We start from the raw sequence: 23667 nt of genomic DNA on the forward strand, positions 1-23667 counted from the left end.
CAAGGGTTGTCAGGGCCGGCCGGCAAGGCTCAAACTGGGCGCTTTGGCGCAAGCATCGATCTTGCCGCCTCACTCGCCGGGCAGGTCCCGGCGCAACCGACTGTCAGCCAGGGGCCCGGATATGGAATTGGTAGTAAAAAGCGTCAACGCCGACACATTGAAAACCGCCACACTGGTCATCGCCGTGGGTGAAGACCAGGTTCTAGGCACCGTTGCCGCCAAGATCGACAGCCTCAGCAATGGTGCCATCAGCGCCGTGCTCAAGCGTGGCGACCTGGCCGGCAAACCCGGCCAGACCCTGCTGCTGAGCCATGTTCCCAACCTCAAGGCCGAGCGCGTACTGCTGGTGGGCACCGGCAAGGAAGGCGAACTGGGCGATCGCCCATGGCGTAAACTGGCCACGGCCGTGCTCAACGTCCTCAAGGGCCTGGGCGGCAGCGACGCCGTATTTGCGCTGGACAGTCTGACCATCAAGAACCGCGACGCCTACGGCAAGACCCGCCTGCTGGCCGAAACCCTGCTCGACGGCCAGTACGTCTTCGACCGCTTCAAAAGCCAGAAAGCCGAACCCCGCGCCCTGAAGAAAATCACCCTGCTGACCACCAAGTCGCTGCAGCCTGAAGTCGAGCGTGCCGTGCGCCATGCGACCGCTATCGCCAGCGGCATGAGCTTCACCCGCGACCTGGGCAACCTGCCGCCCAACCTCTGCCACCCGACCTTCCTCGGCGAGGCGGCCAAGAGCCTGGCCAAGTCGCACAAGAACCTCAAGGTCGAAGTGCACGACGAGAAGAAAATCAAGGAACTGGGCATGGGCTCGTTCCTGGCCGTGGCCCAGGGCAGCGAACAGCCGCCACGCCTGATCGTCGCCCAGTACCAGGGCGCCAAGAAAGGCGACCAGCCCTACGTGCTGGTGGGCAAGGGCATCACCTTCGACACCGGCGGCATCAGCATCAAGCCGGCGGCGAACATGGATGAAATGAAGTACGACATGTGCGGCGCCGCCAGTGTGTTCGGCACCTTGCGCGCGGTGCTGGAGCTGGAGCTGCCGATCAACCTGGTGTGCATCATGGCCTGCGCCGAGAACATGCCCAGCGGCAGTGCCACCCGCCCTGGCGACATCGTCGAGACCATGAGCGGGCAGACCGTCGAAATCCTCAACACCGACGCTGAAGGCCGTCTGGTGCTGTGCGACGCGCTGACCTACGCCGAACGCTTCAAGCCGCAGGCAGTGATCGACATCGCCACCCTGACCGGCGCCTGCGTCGTTGCCCTGGGCGGCCACACCTCGGGCCTGATGAGCAACAACGACGATCTGGTCGGGCAACTGCTCAGCGCCGGCAAGCAAGCCGACGACCGCTGCTGGCAGCTGCCGCTGTTCGACGAATACCAGGAGCAACTCGACAGCCCGTTCGCCGACATCGCCAACATTGGCGGCCCCAAGGGCGGCGCAATTACCGCTGGCTGCTTCCTGTCGCGCTTTACCAAGGCTTACCACTGGGCGCACCTGGACATCGCCGGGACTGCCTGGCTGAGCGGCGGCAAGGACAAAGGCGCCACCGGCCGCCCAGTACCGCTGCTGACCCAGTACCTGCTGGACCGCGCCGGGGTTTAACTGTTTCAAAGCCAAAGCCTTGCCCGGTAGGACCGAGCTTGCTCGGGAAGAACGCACCGCCGGCTTCCCGAGCTAGCTCGGTCCTGCAGGGGCGTCATGATTGCCGGCCGGAAACAAGGCTTATCCCTATGCCACAGATCGACTTCTACATCCTCCCCACGCCGCTCCCCGAGGCGCGGCTGGACTTCGCCTGCAAGCTCGTCGAAAAGGCCTGGCGCCTGGGCCACTGCATCCACCTGCATTGCAGCGATGCCGCCCAGCGCGAGGCACTGGATGCGCGCCTGTGGTCGTTCAAGGGGGAAAGCTTCGTGCCCCACAACGTGGTGGAAGACGACCCCGACGCCCAAATCACCCTGGGCATCGGCGAAACACCCGGCACCCATAACGACTTGTTGGTCAACCTGGACCTGAAGGTCCCGGCCTTTTTCGAGAGTTTCGCGCGCATCGCCGAAATCGTCGTCGAAGAACCGGCAATCCGTCAGGCCGCCCGGGAGAGTTTCCGTTTCTACCGTGAACGCGGCTATCCTTTGCAGGATCACCGCCTACAGCGAATTTGAGTTCAAGATGGATAACTTCAAGCCACTGCCCAAGTCCGCGCACCTGCTGGACGACCTCGAGTCGATCCGCCAGTTGCTCGGCGACGAAACATTGCAACCGCCGTTGCTGACTGAAGCCGTGCCCCACGAGCGCGAGCAGATTCCCTTGCTGTTGGATGTCGAAGGCGAAACCGAGGCACTGCAACAAGCCCCCTCGGCCGCTGCAGCGCCACTGGCCAGGCCGGCCGTGGCCGAAGCGACCCCCGAGCGCAACCGCCAGGACACCTTGCTGCACCTGGACGCCGACCTGCGCAGCGCGGCGCAGCAGATCATGCAGGACGTCATCGACGATTTCGCCCCGCACATCGAGACCGAGATCAAGCGGCGTCTCGAGGCGCGCCTGGAGCGCCTGTTGCAACCCTGACTCAACCCTTCAGGCCGATCGCTTCCAGCGGCCCCAACTCGCGCTCCAGCAGCGGGATCACTTCGGCACCGAAGCGCTCCAGCGAGCGCCGGGCCCGACTGATCGGCATGTCGCCAAACTGGAAGAAACCGTTGTAGTGCAGGGGGTCCAATTCGCGGATCTCCGCGACCATCCGTTCAGCCACGTAATGGGCATCGCCGATGATCAGGTTGTCGCGGAATGTTTCCAGCGGTGGCTCATCCTCGAATGCCGGGGCCTGGACGAAGGAGCCGTCCAGCACCAGATCAGGCGAGCGCAGCGCCGTCACCATCCGCCCCACATAACGGGCGCGCTCCGCCGCTTCCAGTGCCTCGCTCTTGCTGTCGGTGACATGGATATATTGCTGCAATGCTACTGGCATGCGTGCGGCCTCCAACCCTGCAGCCACCCAGCTGCTGCGGACCTTGTCTACCAGCCCCGGCAAGGCCTTCGAGCCGCGCCAGCCGGCGGTGACGAAGGGCGTGGCGTTCCAGCGTGCCAATTGGCGCAGAATCTGCGGGCTGGGCGAGGTGCAGAACAACGCCGGCATGGGCTGCTGCACCGGCCGCACGGTGATGCGGGTGTCCGGCACCTGGATAAACCGCCCCTCGAACGCGACCTGCCCCTGGGTCAGCGCCTGCTCCACCACGGCCCAGTACTCCAGGAACATCTCGGTTTTCTGTGCCACGTCCGCGCCGAAGCGCTCGAACTCGTATGCCTGATAGCCCGTGCCGACGCCGATCACTGCCCGCCCGCCGCTCTGCTGGTCCAGCAAGGCGATTTCCTGAGCCACGCGCATCGGGTGGTACAGCGGCAACACCACCACCCCGGCGCCGAGACGAATCCGTTCGGTCTTGCCGGCCATGAAGGCCGCCATCATCAGCGGCGAGACGCTGATGGAATAGTTGGTGAAGTGATGCTCGGCGAACCAGGCGATATCGAAACCGATGTCCTCGGCGAGCTTGACCATGCTCGTGGTGTCATCGATCACGCCGGCTACGCCGCGCGGGTTGTCGCGCAAGCCCATCAAGTTGAAGATTCCGAAGTTCATGACATACGCCCAGGGTAAAAGCGCAGTCTTGGCCCGACGTCGGCCGCGTGACAAACGATCAATCCTTGCCCGGCGATTAGCCTGGCTTGCCCGAGAGCTCGATTAACCTCTGCTAATCCATGCATTAGAACCGCTTGATTGCCGGACCTCTCTGGCCCCGGTAGCCTGAGATTTTGCTGCCTGGGGCTGCTGCGATGGTCAAGCTGGGACTGTTCAACCTCATGGGGCTGTACGACCGCAACACCTCGCCGGCGTCGGTCCTGCGCACGACCGTGGACATGGTGCGCATGGCCGAGGAGCTGGGCTTCGACATCGCCTGGTTTGCCGAGCACCATTTCACCAACCATTCCATCTGCCCTTCCGCGCTGTTGATGGTCGCCCACTGCGCCCCCGAGACCTCGCGCATCCGCCTGGGGCCTGGGGTACTGGCTTTGCCTTTCTACCAACCGTTGCGCGTGGTGCAGGAGCTGGCGTTCGTCGATTTGATGACCCGCGGTCGGCTGGTCCTGGGGCTGGGCAGTGGCTATCAGCCCTATGAATTCGAGCGTTTTCAGATCGCCCCGGAGCAGCGCTACGAGCGCATGCTGGAAGCCTGGACCATCATTGAGCAGGGGCTGACCACCGGCACCGTAGCGTTCGAGGGGCAGCACTATCACGTGCCGCGCACGGAGCTGTCCATGCGCCCGTTCGGCCTGGCCATGCCAGAGGTGTTCGTAGCCAGCAGCAACCCGCAGGTACTGGCACGCATGGTGCAGGGTGGCCATACCCCATTCATGAGTTTCGGCCATCGCGGGCTGGCCGCCGCCAGCCAGTTTCGCGAGCTGATTGCCCAGCGCTGGACCGATGCTGGAGGGAATGCCGCTGCCATGCCGCTCGCCATTCAACGCTACATCTATGTGACCGATTGCGCCGAAGAAGCCACCCACGCCGCCGCCTGTGTGCGCAACCTGGCGCGGGCCGCAATCCCCCTGTCACGGGCCCAACCGATCAAGGACGGACCCTTTCTGCGCCTGATGCCGCTCAATGACGAGCCGCCACTGGATGACTTTCTGGAAAACGCCGTGATCGGCTCGGCCGAGTACTGCGCCGAGCGCCTGCACCACGAGTTGACCACCCTGCAGCCCTCCCACCTGTCGTGCTTCATGGGCTTTGCCGGCATCGGCCGGCGGGAAACACTGGCGTCGATGGAGCGATTCGGCAGTGACGTCATGCCCCAACTTGAATCGCTTTTGCACATTTGCGGGCCACAAGCGCAGGACGCCGCTTGATGGGTCGAATCACGCCCGTGCCACAGGCGGCAGCCGGCGAGCCACTGCCTGTCACCGAGAGCCGCAACGGCCGACGCTTCTCGCGCCTCCCCCCCCTCAACCTGTTCCGCGTCTTCGACGCCGCCGCCCGCTGCGGCAGCTTCACCGGCGCGGCCGCCGAACTGTGCGTCACCCCCTCGGCGGTCAGCCAGCAGATTCGTCAGCTGGAAGACTTCCTTGAAGTGCGCCTGTTTCGCCGCCTGCCCCGGCGCATCGAACTCACCCGCGAAGGCACCGCCCTGGCCGACGTCGCCCATGAAGCCTTGAGCATGCTCAGCCGAGTCTGCGAACGGGTCATCGACCCGGACATCCCGAGCGTGCTTTGCGTCAACGCGGCGCCAGCCCTCGCCAGCCGCTGGCTGGTGCCACGGCTCAAGCGCTTCATGGAGCAATTCCCGAAAATCCGCATCACCCTGCTGGCCTCTTCCGACCCGGTGGATTTCGACCGCCAGGACATCGACGTCGCCATCCGCTGGGGCAACGGCCACTGGCCCGGCGTGCTCGCCACGCCCTTGGGCGAAGAGCCGATCTTTCCGGTGTGCAGCCCACGCCTGCTGGAAACCGAGGGGCCGCTGGAAAATCCCCAGGCACTGACCCGCCATACCCTGTTGCAGGTGGTCAACAGCGGTTACTGGAGCGAATGGTTCGAAGCCGCCGGCGTGCGCGGCGTGAGCTTTGCCGACACCCTGTATTTCAATGAGCCGGGGGTGATGCTCGAAGCCGTGGCCCAAGGCCAGGGCATCGGATTGGCCAGCTATCTGCTGGTGGAAAGCGATCTGAAATCCGGGCGGCTGGTCCGGCCCTTTGCGACCGAGCTGCGCACCGAGGAAGGCTTTTATCTGCTGACCAGCCCGGCATTCGCCAACAAGCCGGCCATCGCCGAGTTTCGCGAGTGGCTGGGGCGTGAGGCGTTGGAGGCGATTGCCGCGCGGTAGCGCCCCATACAACCTGCGCCCCTCCTCCCATCACACTCTTTTCCATCCTCCGCCCATCCCCGTTATACTGCTCGGCTTTCCCAAATTAATGCCTAAGGGTCCCCCCGCGCATGGACAAGACCTACCAGCCGCACGCCATCGAAACCTCCTGGTACCAGACCTGGGAGTCGGAAAACTACTTCGCGCCGCAGGGCTCGGGGGACGCGTACACCATCATGATCCCGCCGCCGAACGTGACGGGCAGCCTGCACATGGGCCACGGGTTCAACAACGCGATCATGGACGCCTTGATCCGTTTTCGCCGCATGCAGGGTCGCGACACCCTGTGGCAGCCGGGCACCGACCACGCCGGTATCGCTACGCAGATGCTGGTGGAGCGCCAACTCGAAGCCCAAGGCCAGAGCCGTCACGACCTGGGCCGCGAAGCCTTCCTCGACAAGGTCTGGGAATGGAAGGAGCAGTCCGGTGGAAACATCAGCCGACAGATCCGTCGCCTGGGCTCGTCGGTGGACTGGAGCCGCGAGCGTTTCACCATGGACGACGGCCTGTCCGAGGCAGTCAAGGAAGCCTTCGTGCGCCTGCACGAAGACGGCCTGATCTACCGCGGCAAGCGTCTGGTGAACTGGGACACCAAGCTGCACACGGCGATTTCCGACCTCGAAGTGGAAAACCATGACGAGAAGGGTTTCCTGTGGAACCTCAAGTACCCATTGGCTGACGGCGCGAAAACCGCCGAGGGCAATGACTACCTGATCGTCGCCACCACCCGTCCGGAAACCATGCTGGGCGACGCCGCCGTCGCCGTGAACCCGAACGATGAGCGCTATCAAGCCCTGATCGGCAAGTTCGTCGAGCTGCCCCTGGTGGGCCGCCGCATTCCGATCATCGCCGACGATTACTGCGACCCGGCATTCGGTACCGGTTGCGTGAAGATCACCCCGGCCCACGATTTCAACGACTACGAAGTCGGCAAGCGTCACAACCTGCCGCTGCTGAACATCTTCGACAAGAATGCCGCCGTGCTGCCGGCCTGCCAAGTGTTCAACCTGGACGGCAAGCTCAACGAGAGCATCGTCGGCAACATCCCGGCCGAATACGCCGGCCTCGACCGCTTCGAAGCGCGCAAGCAGATCGTCGCTGCCTTTGACGCTGCCGGCTTGCTGGTGAGCGTCGACGACCACGCCTTGAAAGTACCGAAGGGCGACCGCTCGGGCACTATCATCGAACCGTGGCTGACCGACCAGTGGTACGTATCGACCAAGCCGTTGGCCGAGCCGGCCATCGCCGCCGTGGAAGACGGCCGCATCCAGTTCGTGCCCAAACAATACGAGAACATGTACTTCTCGTGGATGCGCGACATCCAGGACTGGTGCATCAGCCGGCAACTCTGGTGGGGCCACCGCATTCCGGCCTGGTACGACGAGAGCGGCAAGGTCTACGTGGGCCGCAGCGAAGCCGAAGTGCGCAGCAAGCACGGCATCGCCGCCGACGTCAGCCTCAATCAGGACAACGACGTACTGGACACCTGGTTCAGTTCCGGGTTGTGGACCTTCTCCACCCTGGGCTGGCCGGAGCAGACCGAGTTCCTGAAGAAATTCCACTCCACCGACGTGCTGGTCACCGGCTTCGACATCATTTTCTTCTGGGTCGCCCGGATGATCATGCTGACCATGCACCTGGTGAAGAACGAGGACGGAACCCCGCAAGTGCCGTTCAAGACCGTCTACGTCCACGGCCTGGTGCGAGATGGCCAGGGCCAGAAGATGTCCAAGTCCAAGGGCAACGTCCTCGACCCGCTGGACATCATCGACGGCATCGAACTTGAAGCCCTGGTGCAGAAACGCACCTCCGGCATGATGCAACCCAAGCTGGCCAAGAAGATCGAGAAGCAGACCCGCGACGAGTTCGCCGACGGCATTGCCAGCTATGGCACCGACGCCCTGCGCTTCACCTTCTGCTCGCTGGCCTCCACCGGCCGCGACATCAAGTTCGACATGGGCCGCGTCGAGGGTTACCGCAACTTCTGCAACAAGATCTGGAACGCCGCCCGCTACGTGCTGGACAAGGGCGACGACTGCGGCCAGAACGGCGAAGCCTATGAGCTGTCGCTGGCCGACCGCTGGATCATTTCGCAGCTGCAACGCACCGAAGCCGAAGTGACCCGCCAGCTCGACCAGTTCCGCTTCGACCTCGCTGCCCAGGCGCTCTACGAGTTCATCTGGAACCAGTATTGCGACTGGTACCTGGAACTGTCCAAGCCGGTGCTGTGGGACGAGAACGCGCCGGTCGAACGCCAGCGCGGCACCCGTCGCACGCTGGTGAGGGTATTGGAAGTGGCCCTGCGCCTGGCCCATCCGTTCATGCCATTCATTACCGAAGAAATCTGGCAGCGCCTGGCGCCGCTGGTGGGTGCCGAAGGCAAGACCATCATGTTGCAGCCGTGGCCGGTGGCCAACGAAAGCCGCATCGATGCCGCTGCCGAAGACGACATCGAGTGGCTCAAGGCGCTGATGCTGGGCACGCGCAATATCCGTGGCGAAATGAACATCGGGCCAGGCAAGCCATTGCAGATTTTCGTGCGCAATGCCAGCAGCGAAGACCAGCGTCGCCTGGTGGAAAACGAAGCCCTGTTGAAAAAGCTGGCCAAGCTGGAATCCATCACCGTGCTGGCGCCAGGCGCCGAAGCGCCGCTCAGCGCCACGGCGCTGGTGGGCGAGATGGAAGTGCTGGTGCCCATGGCCGGGCTGATCGACAAGGATGCCGAGCTGGCGCGGCTGGACAAGGAAATCCTGCGCCTGCAAGGTGAAGTGCAACGGGTGGGCGGCAAGCTGTCCAACGCCGCCTTCGTCGACAAGGCGCCGCCGGCGGTGATCGACAAGGAACGCGCCAAGCTGGCCGAGTCCGAGCAGGCACTGGCCAAGCTGGCCGAGCAGCATGCGCGGATTGCCAGTTTGTAACAGGCTATATCTTTACTGCTGCTGATGGCCTCATCGCCTGCAGGACCGAGCTTGCTCGGTCCTGCAGGCGATGGCGTCCGCACGGCCACGGACATTCCATGACAACCCCAGCAAAACCCACCTTCCACCCCCGCAACCGTCACCAGGGCCGTTACGACTTCCCGCAACTGATCAAAAACAGCCCCGAGCTCGCACGCTTTGTCATCCTCAACCCCTACGGCAAGCAAAGCATCGACTTCGCCAACCCGGAAGCGGTAAAGGTGTTCAACCGCGCGCTGCTCAAGGCCCTGTACGGCATTGCCCACTGGGACATCCCCGCCGGTTACCTGTGCCCGCCGATCCCCGGCCGCGCCGACTATGTGCATGCACTGGCCGACCTGCTTGGTGAAAGCCATGGCGGCGAGATTCCCCGTGGCGCTGGCGTGCGAGTGCTGGACATCGGCACCGGTGCCAACTGCATCTACCCGCTGCTGGGCCACAGCGATTACCGCTGGCAGTTCGTCGGCACGGACATCGATCCAGTGGCCTTGGCGTCCGCCAAGGCCATCGTCCAGGCCAATGGTCTGGGCAAGGCCGTCAGCCTGCGCCAGCAGGGCAACCCGCGAGACATCCTGCAGGGCCTCTTGCGGGCCGACGAACGCTTCGACCTGGTCATGTGCAACCCACCGTTTCATGCCTCCCTGGAAGAAGCCACGCGGGGCAGCAGCCGCAAATGGCGGGCACTGGGCAAGGCCGATCCCAAGCGCAAGCTGCCGGTGCTCAATTTTGGTGGCCAGAACAACGAATTGTGGTGTGAGGGGGGCGAGATTCGTTTCGTCACCCAGCTGATCGCCGAAAGCGCCGAGGTGCCTCGGCAGGTGCTCTGGTTCAGCACCCTGGTGTCCAAGGCGTCCAACCTGCCGGCCATCGAGGTGGCCCTGCGCAAGGCCGGGGTCAAACAGCAGCGCGTGGTGGAGATGGGTCAGGGCCAGAAGATCAGCCGCTTCGTCGCCTGGTCATACAGCGGGCAATAAAAAACCGTGTCCGGGTGGTCCCGCGACACGGTTCTTTGAAACGGTCAGTAGGACGACAGTCTTACTTGTTGACAGCGTCGGTCAGCACTTTGGCCGGTACGAACTTGACGACTTTCTTGGCAGCGATTTCGATCGCGGCGCCGGTCGACGGGTTACGACCGGTGCGCGCTGGGCGCTCGGTGATTTTCAGTTTGCCGATACCTGGCAAAGTGATTTCGCTGCCATTTTCCAACTGATCGGCAACAATCTGGCCGAGTTGCTCGAGAGCGTTACGCGCGGTGTTTTTTGGCGCGTCGATAGCTTCGGCGATGTCGGCGATCAGTTGGTCTTTGGTTAATGCCATGGTGGTGTTCCTTCCCTATCAAATTCATTTGGATGCAGCATGCCGCGTCAGTCTCAGGCCAGACTCACCAGGATCAGGGCGTTGGGCTACAGAGATACGAATCGCATCTGTAGATGCACAAATCGGCGTTTGGTTCGACGCAAACGCAAGCAGACTGCGGGTTTCACGCGGCTCTAACGCGCAAGACCGGGCAAAACTAGCACAGAGACAGATAAATATCCGCCACTCGCTTGGTATTTGTGGCGCTTTATCGGTCGATTGTTTGAATTTTAGGCAAAACGCACGCTTTAACGGAGCGAAAACACCCCGCAAGCCCAGTTGCGTTACACTTGGCGACTTTGCCGCAAGCGCCGAGTAGCCCATGCCGATCCGTCACAGCATCGTCCATTTGATCGACAAGAAACCCGATGGCACGCCCGCCGTGCTGCATGCCCGCGACTCGGAACTGGGAGAATCCGCCGCCATCGAAAACCTGCTGGCCGACCTCAACGACAGCTATAACGCTAAACAAGGCAAAGCCTGGGGGCTGTTCCACGGCGAATCCGGTGCCTATCCGTTCAGCGGCTGGCTGCGGCAGTATCTGGACGCCGATCAGGACTTCACCGCGTTCAGCCGCCAAGCGGTCGAGCACCTGCAAAAACTGATGGAAGAATCCAACCTCTCCACCGGCGGCCACGTGCTGTTTGCCCACTACCAACAGGGCATGACCGACTACCTGGCTATTGCCCTGCTGCATCACAGCGAAGGCGTGGCGGTGAACGCGCAACTGGATGTCACGCCCTCGCGACATCTGGACCTGAGCCAACTGCACCTGGCAGCGCGCATCAACATTTCCGAATGGCAGAACAACAAGCAGTCCAAGCAGTACATCTCGTTCATCAAGGGCAAGAACGGCAAGAAGGTCTCGGAATACTTCCGCGACTTCATCGGCTGCCAGGAAGGTGTCGACGGCCCGGGCGAAACCCGTACCTTGCTCAAGGCCTTCAGCGATTTCGTCGAAAGCGAAGACCTGCCCGAAGAGTCGGCCCGGGAAAAAACCCAGACGCTGGTGGACTACGCCAGCAGCCAGTCGAAAATGGGCGAGCCCATGGGGCTGGAAGAGTTGTCCGGGTTGATCGACGAGGACCGCCCGCGGGCCTTCTACGACCATATCCGCAACAAGGATTACGGCCTCTCGCCGGAGATTCCGGCGGATAAACGCACCTTGAATCAGTTCCGCCGTTTCACCGGTCGGGCCGAGGGTCTGTCCATCAGTTTCGAGGCCCATCTGCTGGGCTCGAAGATCGAGTACGACGAAGAGGCCGGGACCTTGATCATCAAGGGGCTACCGACGCAATTGACCGATCAGTTGAAGCGACGGTGAGCCAGCGCCTGTTACCGTCGCCTGGTTTCCGAGCAAGCTCGGTCTTACGGGGGGTTAGCCAGTCAAATGCTCCATCTGCGCCTGATACGCTGCTGCCAGCGCCCGCACCCGCGTATCTTCGGCCTGCGCCAGCAGCGGCCCGCTGACTCGCAGGAAATTCAGGTTGCCACCGTGCAGCGCTAGCTGAAACCAGCTCAACGCTGCCTCCACATTGCCCAGCTCGGCCAGCACCGACGCATGGCTGAACTGCCCACGAAAATCCCCCGCCTCGGCAGAACATCGATACCAATGTCGGGCCTGCGCCACGTCCACCGCACAGGCCAGCCCCTGCTCCAGATAACGCCCCAGCAGGTTCATCGATTTGGCATGCCCTGCCTCAGCCGCCAGTCGGTACCAGCCCAGGGCCTGAGGTTGATTCACCGCCACACCCTGGCCGGTGGCCAGCATGTTGGCGTAGTTGTACATGGCCCAATCCAGCCCCGCCATGGCCGCCAACCGATAATGCCGCGCGGCCACGCTCGGGTCCGCCTCACAGCCCCAGCCATGCTCGTGACAACGCCCGAGCATGTTGCGCGCCATCAGATGCCCACGGCCGGCCGCGATGGCAAACCATTGCAGCGCCAGCGGCTGATCACGATCAATGCCGCGCCCGTCCAGCAGGATCTGCCCGAGCAGTGCCTGGGCATCCACGTCATTTGCCCCGGCCGCCGCCAGAATGGCCCGCGCCGGGTGCTCGTCCAGCAGCGTGCGCCAGCCGGCGTCATCCAGCGGCTGGCGATGGCGTATGCGAAAGTCCATGTCAGACCTCGACCCAGCGCCGCAGCAGATTGTGGTAATTACCCGTAAGCTGCAGCAACGCCGGGTGGTCCGGCACATCGGCGCTCAGGTGGCGGATGGCGGTGTCCATCTCGTACAGCAGGGTGCGCTGACTGTCCTCGCGCACCAGGCTCTGGGTCCAGAAAAACGCCGCATAGCGTGCCCCACGGCTGACCCCGTTGACCTTGTGCAGGCTGGTGCCGGGATACAACAGCAAGTCGCCAGCAGGCAGTTTCAGCTCGCGCGTCCCGTAGGTGTCCTGGATCACCAGTTCGCCGCCGTCATAGTCGTCGGGGTCACTGAGAAACAAGGTCGAGGACAGGTCGGTGCGCACCCGCTCGATGGAACCTCGAGACTGGCGCACGGCGTTATCAATATGAAAATCGAAATGGCCACCGGCGGTGTAGCAATTGAGCAGCGGCGGGAACACCTTGTTCGGTAACGCCGCCGACATGAACAGCGGATTGCTCCACAACCGTTCCAGCAAGGCCGCGCCGATTTCCTTGGCCAGCGGGTGCCCCTCCGGCAGTTGCAGGTTGTGCTTGGCCTTGGCCGATTGATGGCCGGCGGTGATCTTGCCGTCGGCCCAGTCGGCCTGCTCCAGAGCCTGGCGGATGCGCAGAACCTCGTCGGGCATGAACACGCCGGGGATGTGTAAAAGCATGACGGCAGCACCTGAAAACAAGAAGTCACCAATGGTATTGATTCTTATTGCCTAAAAACAGGGTCGAGATCGTGCTGGCAGCAAAAATGTAGAAGATTTGTCGTGGCAATGTGTAAAGAATGTAAATTAGTCGCGAATAGTAATGCATCTCAATTGTAACAAATCCCTGTTGGTCCTATATTCCGCCCCCTTCAAACCTTGGGGAAGGTCACCAACAATGTCGCAACAACTGAAGCCGAATCCGCTCAACTCACCACGCCTGCTCGCCTCCGCCATCGGCATGGCCCTCAGCGCTGCGTCCGCCACACAGATGGCCCAGGCCGCTCAGGACACCGAGACCAAAGCCGAGGGCAACAACATTTCCCTGGGCGCCACCAACATCAGCAGCGATGCAGTGCAGGATGGCGACTACCAGGTAGAGAAATCGGCTTCGGTGAAATACACCGCACCGCTGGTGGACACACCGCGCTCGGTGACTGTCATCCCGCAACAAGTGCTCAAGGATACCGCCGCGCTGAACCTGCAAGACGCGCTGCGCACCGTGCCCGGCATTACCTTCGGCGCCGGCGAAGGCGGCAACCCGCAAGGCGACCGGCCGATCATTCGCGGCTTCGATGCCCAGGGCGACACCTTCATCGATGGCGTGCGCGACACCGGCGCCCAGAGCCGCGAGATCTTCGATATCGAGTCCATCGAAGTCAGCAAGGGCCCCAACTCCACCATGGGCGGGCGCGGCTCGGCCGGCGGCAGCATCAACTTGATCAGCAAGATGCCCAAGGACCGCGACTTCATCGACGGCGGCTTCACCTACGGTTCCGACCAGACCCGCCGCTACACCCTGGACGTCAACCACAAGCTCACCGATACCGTGGGCTTTCGCCTGAACCTGATGACCCACGAGCAGAACGTCGCCGGCCGTGACGACGTCAATTACGACCGCTACGGTATCGCTCCGTCGCTGACCTTCGGCATGGGCACCGCCAACCGCCTGAACCTCAGCTTCTACCACCTGCACAGCGACGACCTGCCGGACTCGGGCATCCCTTACGGCTACAGCTCGTCCACCGCCACTGCCCACGTGCACGACAAGCCCGACTACGGCGGTGACCGTAACAACTTCTACGGCCTCAAGGGCCGCGACTTCCGCAAGACCCGCACCGACATCGGCACCATCAGCTTCGAACACGATTTCAACGATGACATGACGGTGAAAAACACCTTCCGTCACGGCAACTCGGGCCAGGACTACATCCTCACCCAGCCAGACGACAGCCAGCGCAACGTCAACCGCTACGGCACCGTTTGGCGCCGGGCCAACACCTTGGTGTCCAACACCGAAACCACCACCAACCAGACCGACCTGAGCGGCAAGTTCAACCTGCTGGGCCTGAAGAACAGCTACGCCACCGGCATCGAGCTCACCCGCGAAGTCAGCCGCTCCAGCAGCTACACCTACAGCACCAGCGCCCTGAACAACTGCTCGCCCACCGGCACCGGCAACACCGTCAGCGGCAACTGCACCTCGCTGACCAACCCGAACCCGGAAGACACCTACGGCGGCACCATCAAGCGCAACTACGCCACCACCCAGACCGACGCCAACACCCGCTCGATCTATGCCTTCGACACCATCGAGCTGACCCCGGCGTGGTTGCTCAACGTCGGCAGCCGTTACGACCACTTCGACACCACTGCCAACTCGCCAACGGTGCACGCCAGCAGTGAAAACAACTTCTGGAACTGGCAAGCCGGCCTGACCTGGAAACCGGCACCGAATGGCAGTATCTACGCCTCGTTCGCCACCTCCGCGACCCCGGCCGGAGGCCTGGTGGGCCAAGGCTCGGACGGCAATCCGCTGACCGCCGGCACCGCCAGCAGCGACCTGGAACCGGAAACCACCAAGAACTACGAACTGGGCACCAAGTGGGACATCCTCAACGAGCGCGTCTCGCTGACCGCCGCGGTATTCCGCACCGAAATGACCAACACCCGCGTACTGGTCAGCACCGGCCTGTATGAAAACGCCGGCGAGTCCCGAGTGGACGGCGTCGAACTGTCGGCCACCGGCAAGCTCACCGACAAATGGCAAGTCTTTGCCGGCTACAGCTACCTGGACAGCGAACTGGTCAGCGCCGGCGTACCGGGCCGCAACGGCGCAGTCACTGCCGGTGCCGTGTCGCAAGCCGGCAACCAGATGCCCAACGTGCCGAAGAACAGCGCCACCCTGTGGACCACCTACCAGTTGGCACCGAAGCTGACCATCGGCGGCGGCGCCTTTTATGTCGACGAGGTCTATGGTGACACCGCGAATACCGTCTACGTGCCGTCCTACGTGCGCTACGACGCCATGGCCGCGTACAAGCTGAACAAGCACATCGACTTCCAGGTCAACGTGCAGAACCTGACCAACAAGATCTACTTCGACAAGGCCTACGCCGCGCACTTCGCCAACGAAGCCGCCGGACGCACCGTGTTGTTCAACACCAACTTCCACTTCTGATCCAACGCAGCACCTACCCGCCCTGCTGACTTCTGTCAGCGGGGCTTTTGTCTGAAAGTAATACGCATTCGCATTATTGCGGCATAATCCTCGGCCGCCCCAACTGATTGTTCAAAGGAACGCCGCTGTGCTGAAAAAAATCCTGTTCCAGCTGCACTGGTTCTTCGGCATAACGGCCGGCACGGTGCTGGCTTTGATGGGCATCACCGGGGCCACGGTGTCGTTTCAGGACGAGATCCTGACCCTGCTCAACCCGGCGATTCTCGATGTCAAACCGCAACCGGGCGCCGTCTTGCCCATGCCGGAACTGGTGCGGCGGATTCAGGCGGCGCAACCCAAGGCCGTGCAATCGATCAGCATCGACCTCTCCAATCAGGAAGCATCGCGGGTGTTCTTCGCCCCGCCGCCCGGCGAACGTCGCGGCGAAATGCGCTACTTCGACGCCTACACCGGCCAGTTGCAGGGGCAGGTACAGGGTCAGGACTTCTTCGCTCTGGTCCTGCAACTGCACCGCTTCCTGCTCTCGGGGGACGTGGGTAAAAACATCACCGGTGCCTGCACGCTGATCCTGCTGTTTTTCTGCCTGTCCGGGCTGTACCTGCGCTGGCCGCGCCAGGCGCTGAACTGGCGGGCGTGGCTGACATTGGACTGGGCCAAGAAAGGCCGCAGCTTCAACTGGGACCTGCATTCGGTGTTCGGCACCTGGTGTCTGGTGGTCTACCTGCTGTTGGCGGTGACCGGCCTGGCCTGGTCTTACCAGTGGTTCAACGACGGGCTGACCCGCGTGCTGGGCGAGAGGCCCAATACCGAGCGCCGGGGTGGACGACCCACCGCCAAGCCTGGAGAAGCCGCGCCTGCCGTGGACTACGATGCGCTGTGGAGCGCCATCCGGGACACCGCCGGTCCCGAGCTGCGCGGCTTCAATCTGCGCCTGCCGCCAGCGCCCAACCAACCGGCCACGGTCTACTACCTGCTCAATGATTCGCCACACCCCAGAGCGCTGAACATCATCACCCTGAACCCGGCCAGTGGTCAGGTGAGCAAGGTCGAGCGCTATGCCGACAAGGCCTTGGGCGGCCAATTGATGACCAGCCTGTATGCGCTGCACACGGGCAGTTTCTTTGGCCTGACCGGGCGCATCGTCAACACCCTCGCGGCGCTGTGCATGCCGCTGTTCTTCGTGACCGGCTGGTTGTTGTACCTGGACCGGCGCCGCAAGAAGCGCCAGGTCCGCGAAGCCCGTAGCGCTCTGGCAGGCAATACCGAAAATGGCCCAAGCTGGCTGATCGGCTTTGCCAGCCAGAGCGGCCTGGCCGAGCAACTGGCCTGGCAATCGGCCGGACAATTGCAGGCGGCCGGGCTGGCGGTGCAAGTTCGGCCCTTGGCCAGCCTCACCCAGAGCGACCTGGGCCGGGCGCACAAGGCACTGTTCGTGGTCAGCACCTTTGGCGACGGCCAGGCGCCGGACAGCGCCCGCGGCTTCGAGCGCAAGGTCCTGGGCCAGGCCGGGTCGCTGGAGCACCTTGAATACGCGCTGCTGTCCCTGGGTGACCGTCAGTACGCGCAGTTCTGCGCCTTCGGCCAGCGCCTGCATCAATGGCTTGTCGCCCGTGGCGCGCGCTCGGCCTTTGCCCCCGTGGAAGTCGACAGTGGCGATCCCCGGCATCTGCAAGATTGGCAACGGCAACTTGGTCAACTGACCGGCAGCCAACCCGGCACGGCCTGGCAAGGTGCGGCATTCGAAGACTGGGCCTTGGTCAGTCGTCAACTGCTCAACCCCGGCAGTCAGGGGGAGCCGGTGTACTTGCTGGGCCTGCAACCACCGGCCGAGCGCAACTGGCACGCCGGTGACCTGATCGAAATGATGCCGCGCCTGAGCCTCGACGTACCGCTGACCACCGAGGCGCGGGAGTACTCCATTGCCTCGTTGCCCGAAGACGGCGTGCTGGAGCTGATCGTGCGCCAGCACCGTCACCCGGATGGCAGCCTGGGCCTGGGCTCTGGCTGGCTGACCGAACATGCGCCGCTGGGCGCAATGATCAGCCTGCAACTGCGGCGCAACAGCGGCTTTCACCTGAGCCATGAAGATGTGCCCTTGATTCTGATCGGCAACGGCACCGGCCTGGCCGGCCTGCGCAGCCTGCTCAAGGCGCGCATTGCGCAAGGCCGCCAGCGCAATTGGCTGTTGTTCGGCGAACGCAACCAAGCCCATGACTTCTTCTGCCAGGACGAGCTGCGAGGGTGGCTGGCCAGCGGTGATCTGCAACGGCTGGACCTGGCGTTTTCACGGGATCAGGCGCACAAGGTGTATGTACAGCAGCGTTTACGCGAAGCCACCAACGACCTGCGCGCCTGGCTCGCCGACGGAGCAGTGATCCACGTCTGCGGTAGCCTGCATGGGATGGCGGGCGGGGTGGAAGAGGTATTAGTGGAAATCATCGGCACCGACGGCCTGGAAGCTCTGGTCGAGCATGGGCGCTATCGGCGGGATGTGTATTGAGTGACAGTTCCCGAGCAAGCTCGGGAACCAGGTGACGCCATTGCGGGCTATCACGCCACCTCAGCCCCTGCCAACTCCACCGCTTCCGGGCGCTTCAACACGGCATACACCACCGCCGTGACAATGCTCCCCGCCACGATCGCCAGCAGATACAGCAGCGCATGGTTGATGGCATTGGGGATCAGCATCACAAACAACCCGCCATGGGGCGCCATCAGCTTGCAGCCGAAGAACATCGACAGCGCGCCGGTCAGGGCGCCGCCGGCGATGGCCGACGGGATCACCCGCAATGGGTCTTTCGCGGCGAACGGGATCGCCCCTTCGGAAATGAAGCACAGCCCCAGCACCAGTGCCGCCTTGCCCGCTTCACGCTCGCTCTGGGCGAACTTGCGCCGCGCAAGGAAGGTGGCGATGCCCAGGCCAATGGGCGGAACCATGCCAGCCGCCATGGTCGCCGCCATCGGCGCGTAGCTCTGGGACGCCAGCAGCCCCACCGAGAACGCGTAGGCCGCCTTGTTGATCGGCCCGCCGAGGTCGACACACATCATGCCGCCCAGCACCACGCCCAGCAGCACCGCATTGGTGGTGCCCATGCTGTCGAGGAAGTGAGTCAGCGCCGCCAGCATGCTGGCCACCGGTGTACCGACCACGTAGATCATCATCAGGCCAGTGAACAGGCTGGCCAGCAGCGGGATGATCAGGATCGGCTTGAGGGCTTCCATACTGGCCGGCAAGCGCGCGTAACGGTTGATCGCCGAGGCGCTGTAGCCGGCAACGAAACCGGCGACAATGCCGCCGATGAAACCGGCCCCCAGGGTCGCGGCCAACATGCCACCGATCATGCCGGGCGCCAGGCCCGGGCGGTCGGCGATGGAGTAGGCGATGTAACCGGCCAGCAGCGGCACCATCAGTTTGAACGCGGTGTCGCCGCCGATCTGCATCAGCGCGGCAGCCAGCGTGCCGGGCTCCTTGAAGGCGGTGATACCAAAGACGAACGACAGCGCAATCAGCAGGCCGCCTGCCACCACCATGGGCAGCATGAACGACACCCCGGTCAGCAAGTGTTTGTAGACCCCGGTCTTCTCCTGCTTCTTCGCCGGGCCGCCGGCCTGGGCCGCGCCACTGGCGGACTCCACCTGACCTTCGGCCAAGGCTTTATCCAAAGTGGCCTTGGCCTGTTTGAGGGCGATCCCGGTACCGCAACGGAAAATCCGCTTGCCGGCAAACCGTTCGGTGGCCACTTCAATGTCGCAGGCCAGCAGTACCACGTCGGCGGCATCGATGGCGGCTACGGTCAGCGGGTTGCGCGCGCCCACCGAACCTTGGGTTTCCACCTGCAGGTCATAGCCCGCCTGCTTGGCCGCTTGTTGCAGCGCCTCGGCGGCCATGAACGTATGGGCCACGCCGGTCGGGCAAGCGGTGATCGCCACCAGTCGCGCAGGCCGGTCGGCGGCCGGCGCAGCGCTGGCGACCGGCGCCTGAGCCTCGTGCACCTGGGCCTCTTCGGCAGCACGCCGGACGAAATCTTCCGCATCCTGGAGGGCCACGGCGGGGCTGCTCTGGAATACCCGCTTGCCGACAAAACGCTCAAGATCGATCGGGCCGGTGTGCACCGCCAGCACCCAGTCGGCCTCGGCGATAGCCTCGGCGGACAAGCGCCGCTCGGGGTGCGCCGGGTCCTGGATTTCCACACAGGTGCTCCAGCCCTGTCGCTGGGCAACCGCATCCAGCAAACGTGCGCTGAGCACACTGGAGACGCGGCCGTTGGGGCAGGCCGTGACAATGGCTAACTTCATCTTCAACCCTCTTCTTATTCTGTCAGCGCGCGAACACTGACGCCGCTCTGCAGCTGCGCCAATTGTTCTGTGGAAGGGATACCGAAACCGATCTGCGACACCGCCATGGCGGCAATGGCGGTGGCCAGGATCAGGCTTTGTTCGGGCGCAGCTTCAATGAGCAGGCCATGCAGCATGCCGGCCAGCAAGGAGTCACCGGCGCCCACCGTACTGGCCACCTGGACCTTGGGCGGCTGGGCATGCCAGGCGCCCTTGAGGCTGAACCAATTGACGCCCTCGGCCCCCTGGGAGATCACCACGTGCTGGACGCCGCTGGCGTGCAGCTGCCGGGCGACGGCGGCCTGCTGTTGGACCGTGTCGACCGGCGTGCCGAGCACATCGGCCAGCTCCTCGGTATTGGGTTTGATCAACCAGGGCCGGGTGTTCAAGCCGGCGCGCAAGGCCGCACCGCTGGTGTCCAGCGCCACCTTCAACCCGCGCTCGGCCAGGCGTTCGAGCAGGGCTTGCAACCAGGCCACCGAGACCCCGCGCGGCAAACTGCCCGCCACCACCACGGCATCGAACTGCCCGGCGATCTGCTCCAGACGCGCCAGCAAGGCGGCCTGGGCCTGATCGTCGACAAAAGCACCGGGGCCGTTGAGGTCGGTTACCTGTCCACTGCGTTCGGCCAGCTTGATGTTGCTTCGGGTCTCGCCGGGCACGCGGATGAATTCATCGACGAAGCCACGCTGCTCGAACAAGTTGACGAAGGGTTGCTGGTTGTCCTCGCCGAGAAAGCCGCTCACCGTCAGGCGGTGGCCCAGGTCAGCCAGTACCTGGGCCACATTGATGCCCTTGCCGGCGGCGTGACTGTGCAGGCCTTCGCTGCGGTTGACTTGCCCCACCTGCAACGCGCTCAACTCGACGGTCAAGTCCAGCGCCGGATTCAGGGTGAGGGTCAGGATGTTGGCCATCAGCGCTTCTCCGTCAACGCGCGCACTTCTTTTGCCGTGCCCAGCCCCAAGGCGGTCTGAGCCAAGGCCTGAGCCTGGGTCAATGTCAGGTCGCGAATCTCGGCCTTGACCTCGGCGATGCTGCGCGCCGACACGCTCAATTCGTCTACCCCCAGGCCTACCAGCAGCGGCACCGCGGCCGGGTCGCCGGCCAGCTCACCGCACACCCCGACCCATTTGCCATGGGCATGGGCGGCGCGCACGGTGATGTCGATCAGTTGCAGCACGGCGGGGTGCAGGCCGTCAGCCTGGGCCGACAAGGTCGGGTGGCCACGGTCGATGGCCAGGGTGTACTGGGTCAGGTCATTGGTGCCCACGCTGAAGAAGTCCACTTCACGGGCCAGCACCGGCGCCAGCAGCGCAGCCGACGGAATCTCGATCATGATGCCCAGTTGCAGGTCGGCCACCGGGATTTCCAGGCGCAAGCGCTCAGTCATGTCGCGGGCCTGGCGCCATTCCTCGACACTGCCGATCATGGGAAACATGATCCGCAGCGGTCGGTTGTCGGCCGCGCGTAACAGGGCACGCAGCTGGCCTTCCATAACGTCCGGGCGTTGCAGGGTCAGGCGGATGCCACGCACACCCAGGAAGGGATTTTCTTCCTTGGCAATGGGCCAGTAGGGCAGCGGCTTGTCGCCACCGACGTCGAGGGTGCGCACCACCAGTGGACGCCCGCCGAGGCCATCGAGCACCTTGCGGTATTCGGCTTCCTGCACGGCTTCGTCGGGGGCCTGGGAGTGGGCCATGAAGATCAGCTCGGTGCGCAGCAGGCCGACCCCTTCGGCGCCCTGCTCCACTGCTGCGGCCACGCCGGCGCTTTCACCGATGTTGGCGCAGACCTCGACGGCGTGGCCATCGAGGGTCACGGCGCTTTCCATGCGCCGCGCGGCGGCGGCCTGCAAGCGTTGTTCGCGCAGGTCACGGTCGCTCAGGGCGCGCTTCAAGTCTTCCGGCGAGGGCGCCACGTCCAGTCGGCCACGGCCCCCGTCGATCAACAACGCAGTACCTGCGGCCAGCAACAGCACCGCGTCACCGGCACCGACCACGGCAGGAATGCCCAGCGCTCGCGCGACGATAGCGCTGTGAGCGGTGGCGCCACCACGGGCGGTGAGAATGCCGGCGACGCGGGTCGGGTCCAGGCGCGCAACGTCGGACGGGCCGACTTCGTCCATCACCAGAATGTAAGGTTCTTGCGGCTCCGGTGTGTTCTCGTGACCGCACAGCTGGGCCAGCACGCGGCGACCGATGTCACGCATGTCGGCGGCGCGCTCGGCGAGCAAGGCATCGGCGAGGCTTTCCTGCTGTCTGGCAGCGGCTTCGATCACGCCGATCCAGGCGGCCGGGGCGCTTTCGCCCTGTCGCAGGCGCGCGCCCACGTCCTCGGTCAAGGCCGGGTCGTCGAGCATTTCCTGGTGGGTGATGAAGATCTCGCGGATGGCCTTGGCCTGGGCGCGCAGGATCAGCCCCTCAAGGTCGGCGCGCACTTGAATCAGTGCTTGTTGCAGGCGCTCGCGCTCGACGGCCACGGACTCGCCGCGGGCCGGGTAGTCGTATTCGCGCAGCACTTCGACGTGGGCCGGGCCAAAGGCGATACCTGGCGCTGCTGCAATGCCTTGAATGCGCGTGCCAGCGGCTGGCGCTTCGGCCACTGCCTTGGCAACGGGCGCGGCGTGCACCGGCTCCGGCACGGTGGTGATCACCGGCAGCGGCTCGACTTCCTCACCGAGGCCGCCTTCGATGGCCGCCAGCAACGCCGGCAAGGCCTCCACTGCAATACCCGGTTCGACCACCAGCTCCAGCACCTGGCCGCGGCGCACGCCCAGGCTCAGCAACTTGCTCAGGCTCTTGGCCGATACCGCAGGCTCGGCGCTGTCCACTACGCGCAAGCGAATCTCGCCGTCGAAGCTTTTCGCCAACTGGGCGAGGATTTTCGCCGGCCGGGCATGCAGCCCATGAGCATTGGCCAGGGCGATTCGCGCGGTGGGCCAGTCGGCTGGGAGCTCGCCGCCCAACACTTCGAGCACCGCACGGGTAGTGGTAGCGCGGGCCAACTCTTGGCCGCGACCTTCGATCAACAGCGCGCAAAGCCGCTCCAGCAAGGCCTGATGGGCCTCACCAAGGCTGGCCAGGCAGAATAGCCCGATCAGCGGCTGGCCCAGGTAACGCAGCGGTCGCGACGGCGTCACAAACGCCAGACCGGGACGATTGACCATCTGCTCGCTGTTGAGCCACCACAGGCCATCACCCAGCGGCAGGGCTTCCACCTGCTGCAACACTGCAGCGAAACCATTGCTCACACAATCGGCCTGGCGCAACAACCGCGCGCCGCGCCACACCAATTCCTCGAAATCATCGGCGGCGACGCTCAGGCCGATCATCTGGGCGTCCAGCGCCAACTCCTGAGGCGCACCCTGCAACAATTTGAGCAAGGCTTCCGGGGAGCCGGCGCGGCGCAAAGCCTCGCCCAGATCGGTTTCGCCCAGAGCGCGGGTCAGCAGCTGCAACAGGCGCAGGTGTTCGTCCGATTTTGCGGCGATGCCGATGGCCAGGTAGACGATGTGGCCATCGCCCCAATCGACCCCGTCGGGAAATTGCAACAGGCGCACGCCGGTGGCATATACCAGTTCCCGGGTGTCAGGGGTGCCGTGGGGGATGGCAATGCCTTGGCCTAGAAAGGTCGAGCCTTGTGCTTCGCGGCCCTGCAGGCCAGCCAGGTAACCGGGGGCCACCAGGCCGTCGGCAACCAGTTTGTCAGCGAGCAGTTGCAAGGCGGCGGATTTGTCCACAGCCTGTTGGCCCATGGAAATCTGCTCAACGGTGAGCTCGAGCATGCCTCTCTC

At 63.9% G+C, this 23667-nt stretch carries 17 protein-coding genes; 10 read left to right on the forward strand and 7 right to left on the reverse strand.

Annotated elements, in window-relative coordinates; translation table 11 throughout:
* Positions 1–121 precede the first annotated feature (121 nt).
* The 3 genes from HB675_RS01425 to HB675_RS01435 all read left to right on the forward strand — a co-directional run bounded on the left by HB675_RS01425 (position 122) and on the right by HB675_RS01435 (position 2572).
* The gene (locus HB675_RS01425; protein ID WP_213875302.1) at positions 122–1612 is read left to right on the forward strand and encodes a leucyl aminopeptidase; all 1491 of its coding nucleotides are present in this window, start codon (positions 122–124) and stop codon (positions 1610–1612) included.
* 128 nt (positions 1613–1740) lie between these two features.
* On the forward strand, positions 1741–2169 hold the full coding sequence (locus HB675_RS01430) for a DNA polymerase III subunit chi (RefSeq protein ID WP_213875303.1): 429 nt from the start codon (positions 1741–1743) through the stop codon (positions 2167–2169).
* Between the two features lie 7 nt (positions 2170–2176).
* Positions 2177–2572 (forward strand): DNA polymerase III subunit chi, encoded by a 396-nt coding sequence (locus tag HB675_RS01435; protein ID WP_213875304.1) that lies wholly within the window; start codon positions 2177–2179, stop codon positions 2570–2572.
* A 1-nt stretch (position 2573) separates the two neighbouring features.
* On the opposite strand, the gene HB675_RS01440 is transcribed toward HB675_RS01435, so the two are convergent.
* Positions 2574–3641, reverse strand: coding sequence for an LLM class flavin-dependent oxidoreductase (locus HB675_RS01440; RefSeq protein ID WP_213875305.1), 1068 nt, complete (start codon positions 3639–3641; stop codon positions 2574–2576).
* A gap of 194 nt (positions 3642–3835) precedes the next feature.
* On the opposite strand from HB675_RS01440, the gene HB675_RS01445 reads away from it, so the two are divergent.
* The 4 genes from HB675_RS01445 (at position 3836) to rlmF (ending at position 9853) form a co-directional block, all read left to right on the forward strand.
* Positions 3836–4909, forward strand: coding sequence for an LLM class flavin-dependent oxidoreductase (locus tag HB675_RS01445; protein ID WP_213875306.1), 1074 nt, complete (start codon positions 3836–3838; stop codon positions 4907–4909).
* Positions 4909–5883, forward strand: coding sequence for a transcriptional regulator GcvA (gene gcvA, locus HB675_RS01450; RefSeq protein ID WP_213875307.1), 975 nt, complete (start codon positions 4909–4911; stop codon positions 5881–5883). The genes HB675_RS01445 and gcvA overlap by 1 nt, the downstream gene beginning before the upstream one ends.
* Before the next feature lie 110 nt (positions 5884–5993).
* On the forward strand, positions 5994–8840 hold the full coding sequence (locus tag HB675_RS01455; RefSeq protein WP_213875308.1) for a valine--tRNA ligase: 2847 nt from the start codon (positions 5994–5996) through the stop codon (positions 8838–8840).
* Positions 8841–8938: 98 nt separating this feature from the next.
* Positions 8939–9853 carry a 23S rRNA (adenine(1618)-N(6))-methyltransferase RlmF gene (gene rlmF, locus HB675_RS01460; protein ID WP_213875309.1) on the forward strand — a complete coding sequence of 305 codons (915 nt, stop codon included), beginning with the start codon at positions 8939–8941 and terminating at the stop codon, positions 9851–9853.
* Between the two features lie 61 nt (positions 9854–9914).
* On the opposite strand, the gene HB675_RS01465 is transcribed toward rlmF, so the two are convergent.
* The gene (locus tag HB675_RS01465; protein WP_213875310.1) at positions 9915–10196 is read right to left on the reverse strand and encodes an HU family DNA-binding protein; all 282 of its coding nucleotides are present in this window, start codon (positions 10194–10196) and stop codon (positions 9915–9917) included.
* A 361-nt stretch (positions 10197–10557) separates the two neighbouring features.
* On the opposite strand from HB675_RS01465, the gene yejK reads away from it, so the two are divergent.
* Positions 10558–11559, forward strand: a complete 1002-nt coding sequence (gene yejK / locus HB675_RS01470) for a nucleoid-associated protein YejK (RefSeq protein ID WP_213875311.1) — start codon at positions 10558–10560, stop codon at positions 11557–11559.
* Positions 11560–11613: 54 nt separating this feature from the next.
* Here yejK and HB675_RS01475 read toward each other — a convergent pair whose 3' ends face one another.
* Together HB675_RS01475 and HB675_RS01480 are read right to left on the reverse strand one after the other, a co-directional pair.
* A complete protein-coding gene (locus HB675_RS01475; protein WP_213875312.1) occupies positions 11614–12357 on the reverse strand; it encodes a tetratricopeptide repeat protein in 744 nt (247 codons plus the stop codon).
* A 1-nt stretch (position 12358) separates the two neighbouring features.
* Positions 12359–13039, reverse strand: coding sequence for a Fe2+-dependent dioxygenase (locus HB675_RS01480; protein ID WP_213875313.1), 681 nt, complete (start codon positions 13037–13039; stop codon positions 12359–12361).
* A 217-nt stretch (positions 13040–13256) separates the two neighbouring features.
* Between HB675_RS01480 and HB675_RS01485 the strand changes: the two genes are divergently transcribed.
* Positions 13257–15539 carry a TonB-dependent siderophore receptor gene (locus tag HB675_RS01485; RefSeq protein ID WP_213875314.1) on the forward strand — a complete coding sequence of 761 codons (2283 nt, stop codon included), beginning with the start codon at positions 13257–13259 and terminating at the stop codon, positions 15537–15539.
* 127 nt (positions 15540–15666) lie between these two features.
* Positions 15667–18039: a PepSY domain-containing protein gene (locus HB675_RS01490; RefSeq protein WP_213875315.1), complete on the forward strand. Its 2373-nt coding sequence runs from the start codon at positions 15667–15669 to the stop codon at positions 18037–18039.
* Between the two features lie 50 nt (positions 18040–18089).
* Here HB675_RS01490 and HB675_RS01495 read toward each other — a convergent pair whose 3' ends face one another.
* Genes HB675_RS01495 through ptsP form a run of 3 tightly spaced genes read right to left on the reverse strand, consistent with a single transcriptional unit; the run spans position 18090 to position 23658 of the window.
* Complete coding sequence (locus HB675_RS01495) at positions 18090–19835, reverse strand: PTS fructose-like transporter subunit IIB (protein WP_213875316.1); 1746 nt, start codon at positions 19833–19835, stop codon at positions 18090–18092.
* Between the two features lie 14 nt (positions 19836–19849).
* On the reverse strand, positions 19850–20788 hold the full coding sequence (gene pfkB / locus HB675_RS01500) for a 1-phosphofructokinase (RefSeq protein ID WP_213875317.1): 939 nt from the start codon (positions 20786–20788) through the stop codon (positions 19850–19852).
* Positions 20788–23658 carry a phosphoenolpyruvate--protein phosphotransferase gene (gene ptsP / locus HB675_RS01505; protein ID WP_213875318.1) on the reverse strand — a complete coding sequence of 957 codons (2871 nt, stop codon included), beginning with the start codon at positions 23656–23658 and terminating at the stop codon, positions 20788–20790. Before ptsP ends, pfkB begins: the two co-directional genes overlap by 1 nt.
* Positions 23659–23667: the final 9 nt, after the last annotated feature.

Source organism: Pseudomonas sp. dw_358, from assembly GCF_018449655.1.
GTDB lineage: Bacteria > Pseudomonadota > Gammaproteobacteria > Pseudomonadales > Pseudomonadaceae > Aquipseudomonas.

What these genes read in the sequence shown, in the direction of transcription:
- HB675_RS01425 (WP_213875302.1), top strand. Translation starts at nt 122, where the DNA reads ATGGAATTGGTAGTAAAAAGCGTCAACGCCGACACATTGAAAACCGCC.
- ptsP (WP_213875318.1), bottom strand. Translation starts at nt 23,658, where the DNA reads ATGCTCGAGCTCACCGTTGAGCAGATTTCCATGGGCCAACAGGCTGTG.
- HB675_RS01435 (WP_213875304.1), top strand. Translation starts at nt 2,177, where the DNA reads ATGGATAACTTCAAGCCACTGCCCAAGTCCGCGCACCTGCTGGACGAC.
- HB675_RS01445 (WP_213875306.1), top strand. Translation starts at nt 3,836, where the DNA reads ATGGTCAAGCTGGGACTGTTCAACCTCATGGGGCTGTACGACCGCAAC.
- yejK (WP_213875311.1), top strand. Translation starts at nt 10,558, where the DNA reads ATGCCGATCCGTCACAGCATCGTCCATTTGATCGACAAGAAACCCGAT.
- HB675_RS01475 (WP_213875312.1), bottom strand. Translation starts at nt 12,357, where the DNA reads ATGGACTTTCGCATACGCCATCGCCAGCCGCTGGATGACGCCGGCTGG.
- HB675_RS01465 (WP_213875310.1), bottom strand. Translation starts at nt 10,196, where the DNA reads ATGGCATTAACCAAAGACCAACTGATCGCCGACATCGCCGAAGCTATC.
- gcvA (WP_213875307.1), top strand. Translation starts at nt 4,909, where the DNA reads ATGGGTCGAATCACGCCCGTGCCACAGGCGGCAGCCGGCGAGCCACTG.
- HB675_RS01480 (WP_213875313.1), bottom strand. Translation starts at nt 13,039, where the DNA reads ATGCTTTTACACATCCCCGGCGTGTTCATGCCCGACGAGGTTCTGCGC.
- HB675_RS01455 (WP_213875308.1), top strand. Translation starts at nt 5,994, where the DNA reads ATGGACAAGACCTACCAGCCGCACGCCATCGAAACCTCCTGGTACCAG.
- HB675_RS01440 (WP_213875305.1), bottom strand. Translation starts at nt 3,641, where the DNA reads ATGAACTTCGGAATCTTCAACTTGATGGGCTTGCGCGACAACCCGCGC.
- rlmF (WP_213875309.1), top strand. Translation starts at nt 8,939, where the DNA reads ATGACAACCCCAGCAAAACCCACCTTCCACCCCCGCAACCGTCACCAG.
- HB675_RS01485 (WP_213875314.1), top strand. Translation starts at nt 13,257, where the DNA reads ATGTCGCAACAACTGAAGCCGAATCCGCTCAACTCACCACGCCTGCTC.
- pfkB (WP_213875317.1), bottom strand. Translation starts at nt 20,788, where the DNA reads ATGGCCAACATCCTGACCCTCACCCTGAATCCGGCGCTGGACTTGACC.
- HB675_RS01495 (WP_213875316.1), bottom strand. Translation starts at nt 19,835, where the DNA reads ATGAAGTTAGCCATTGTCACGGCCTGCCCCAACGGCCGCGTCTCCAGT.
- HB675_RS01430 (WP_213875303.1), top strand. Translation starts at nt 1,741, where the DNA reads ATGCCACAGATCGACTTCTACATCCTCCCCACGCCGCTCCCCGAGGCG.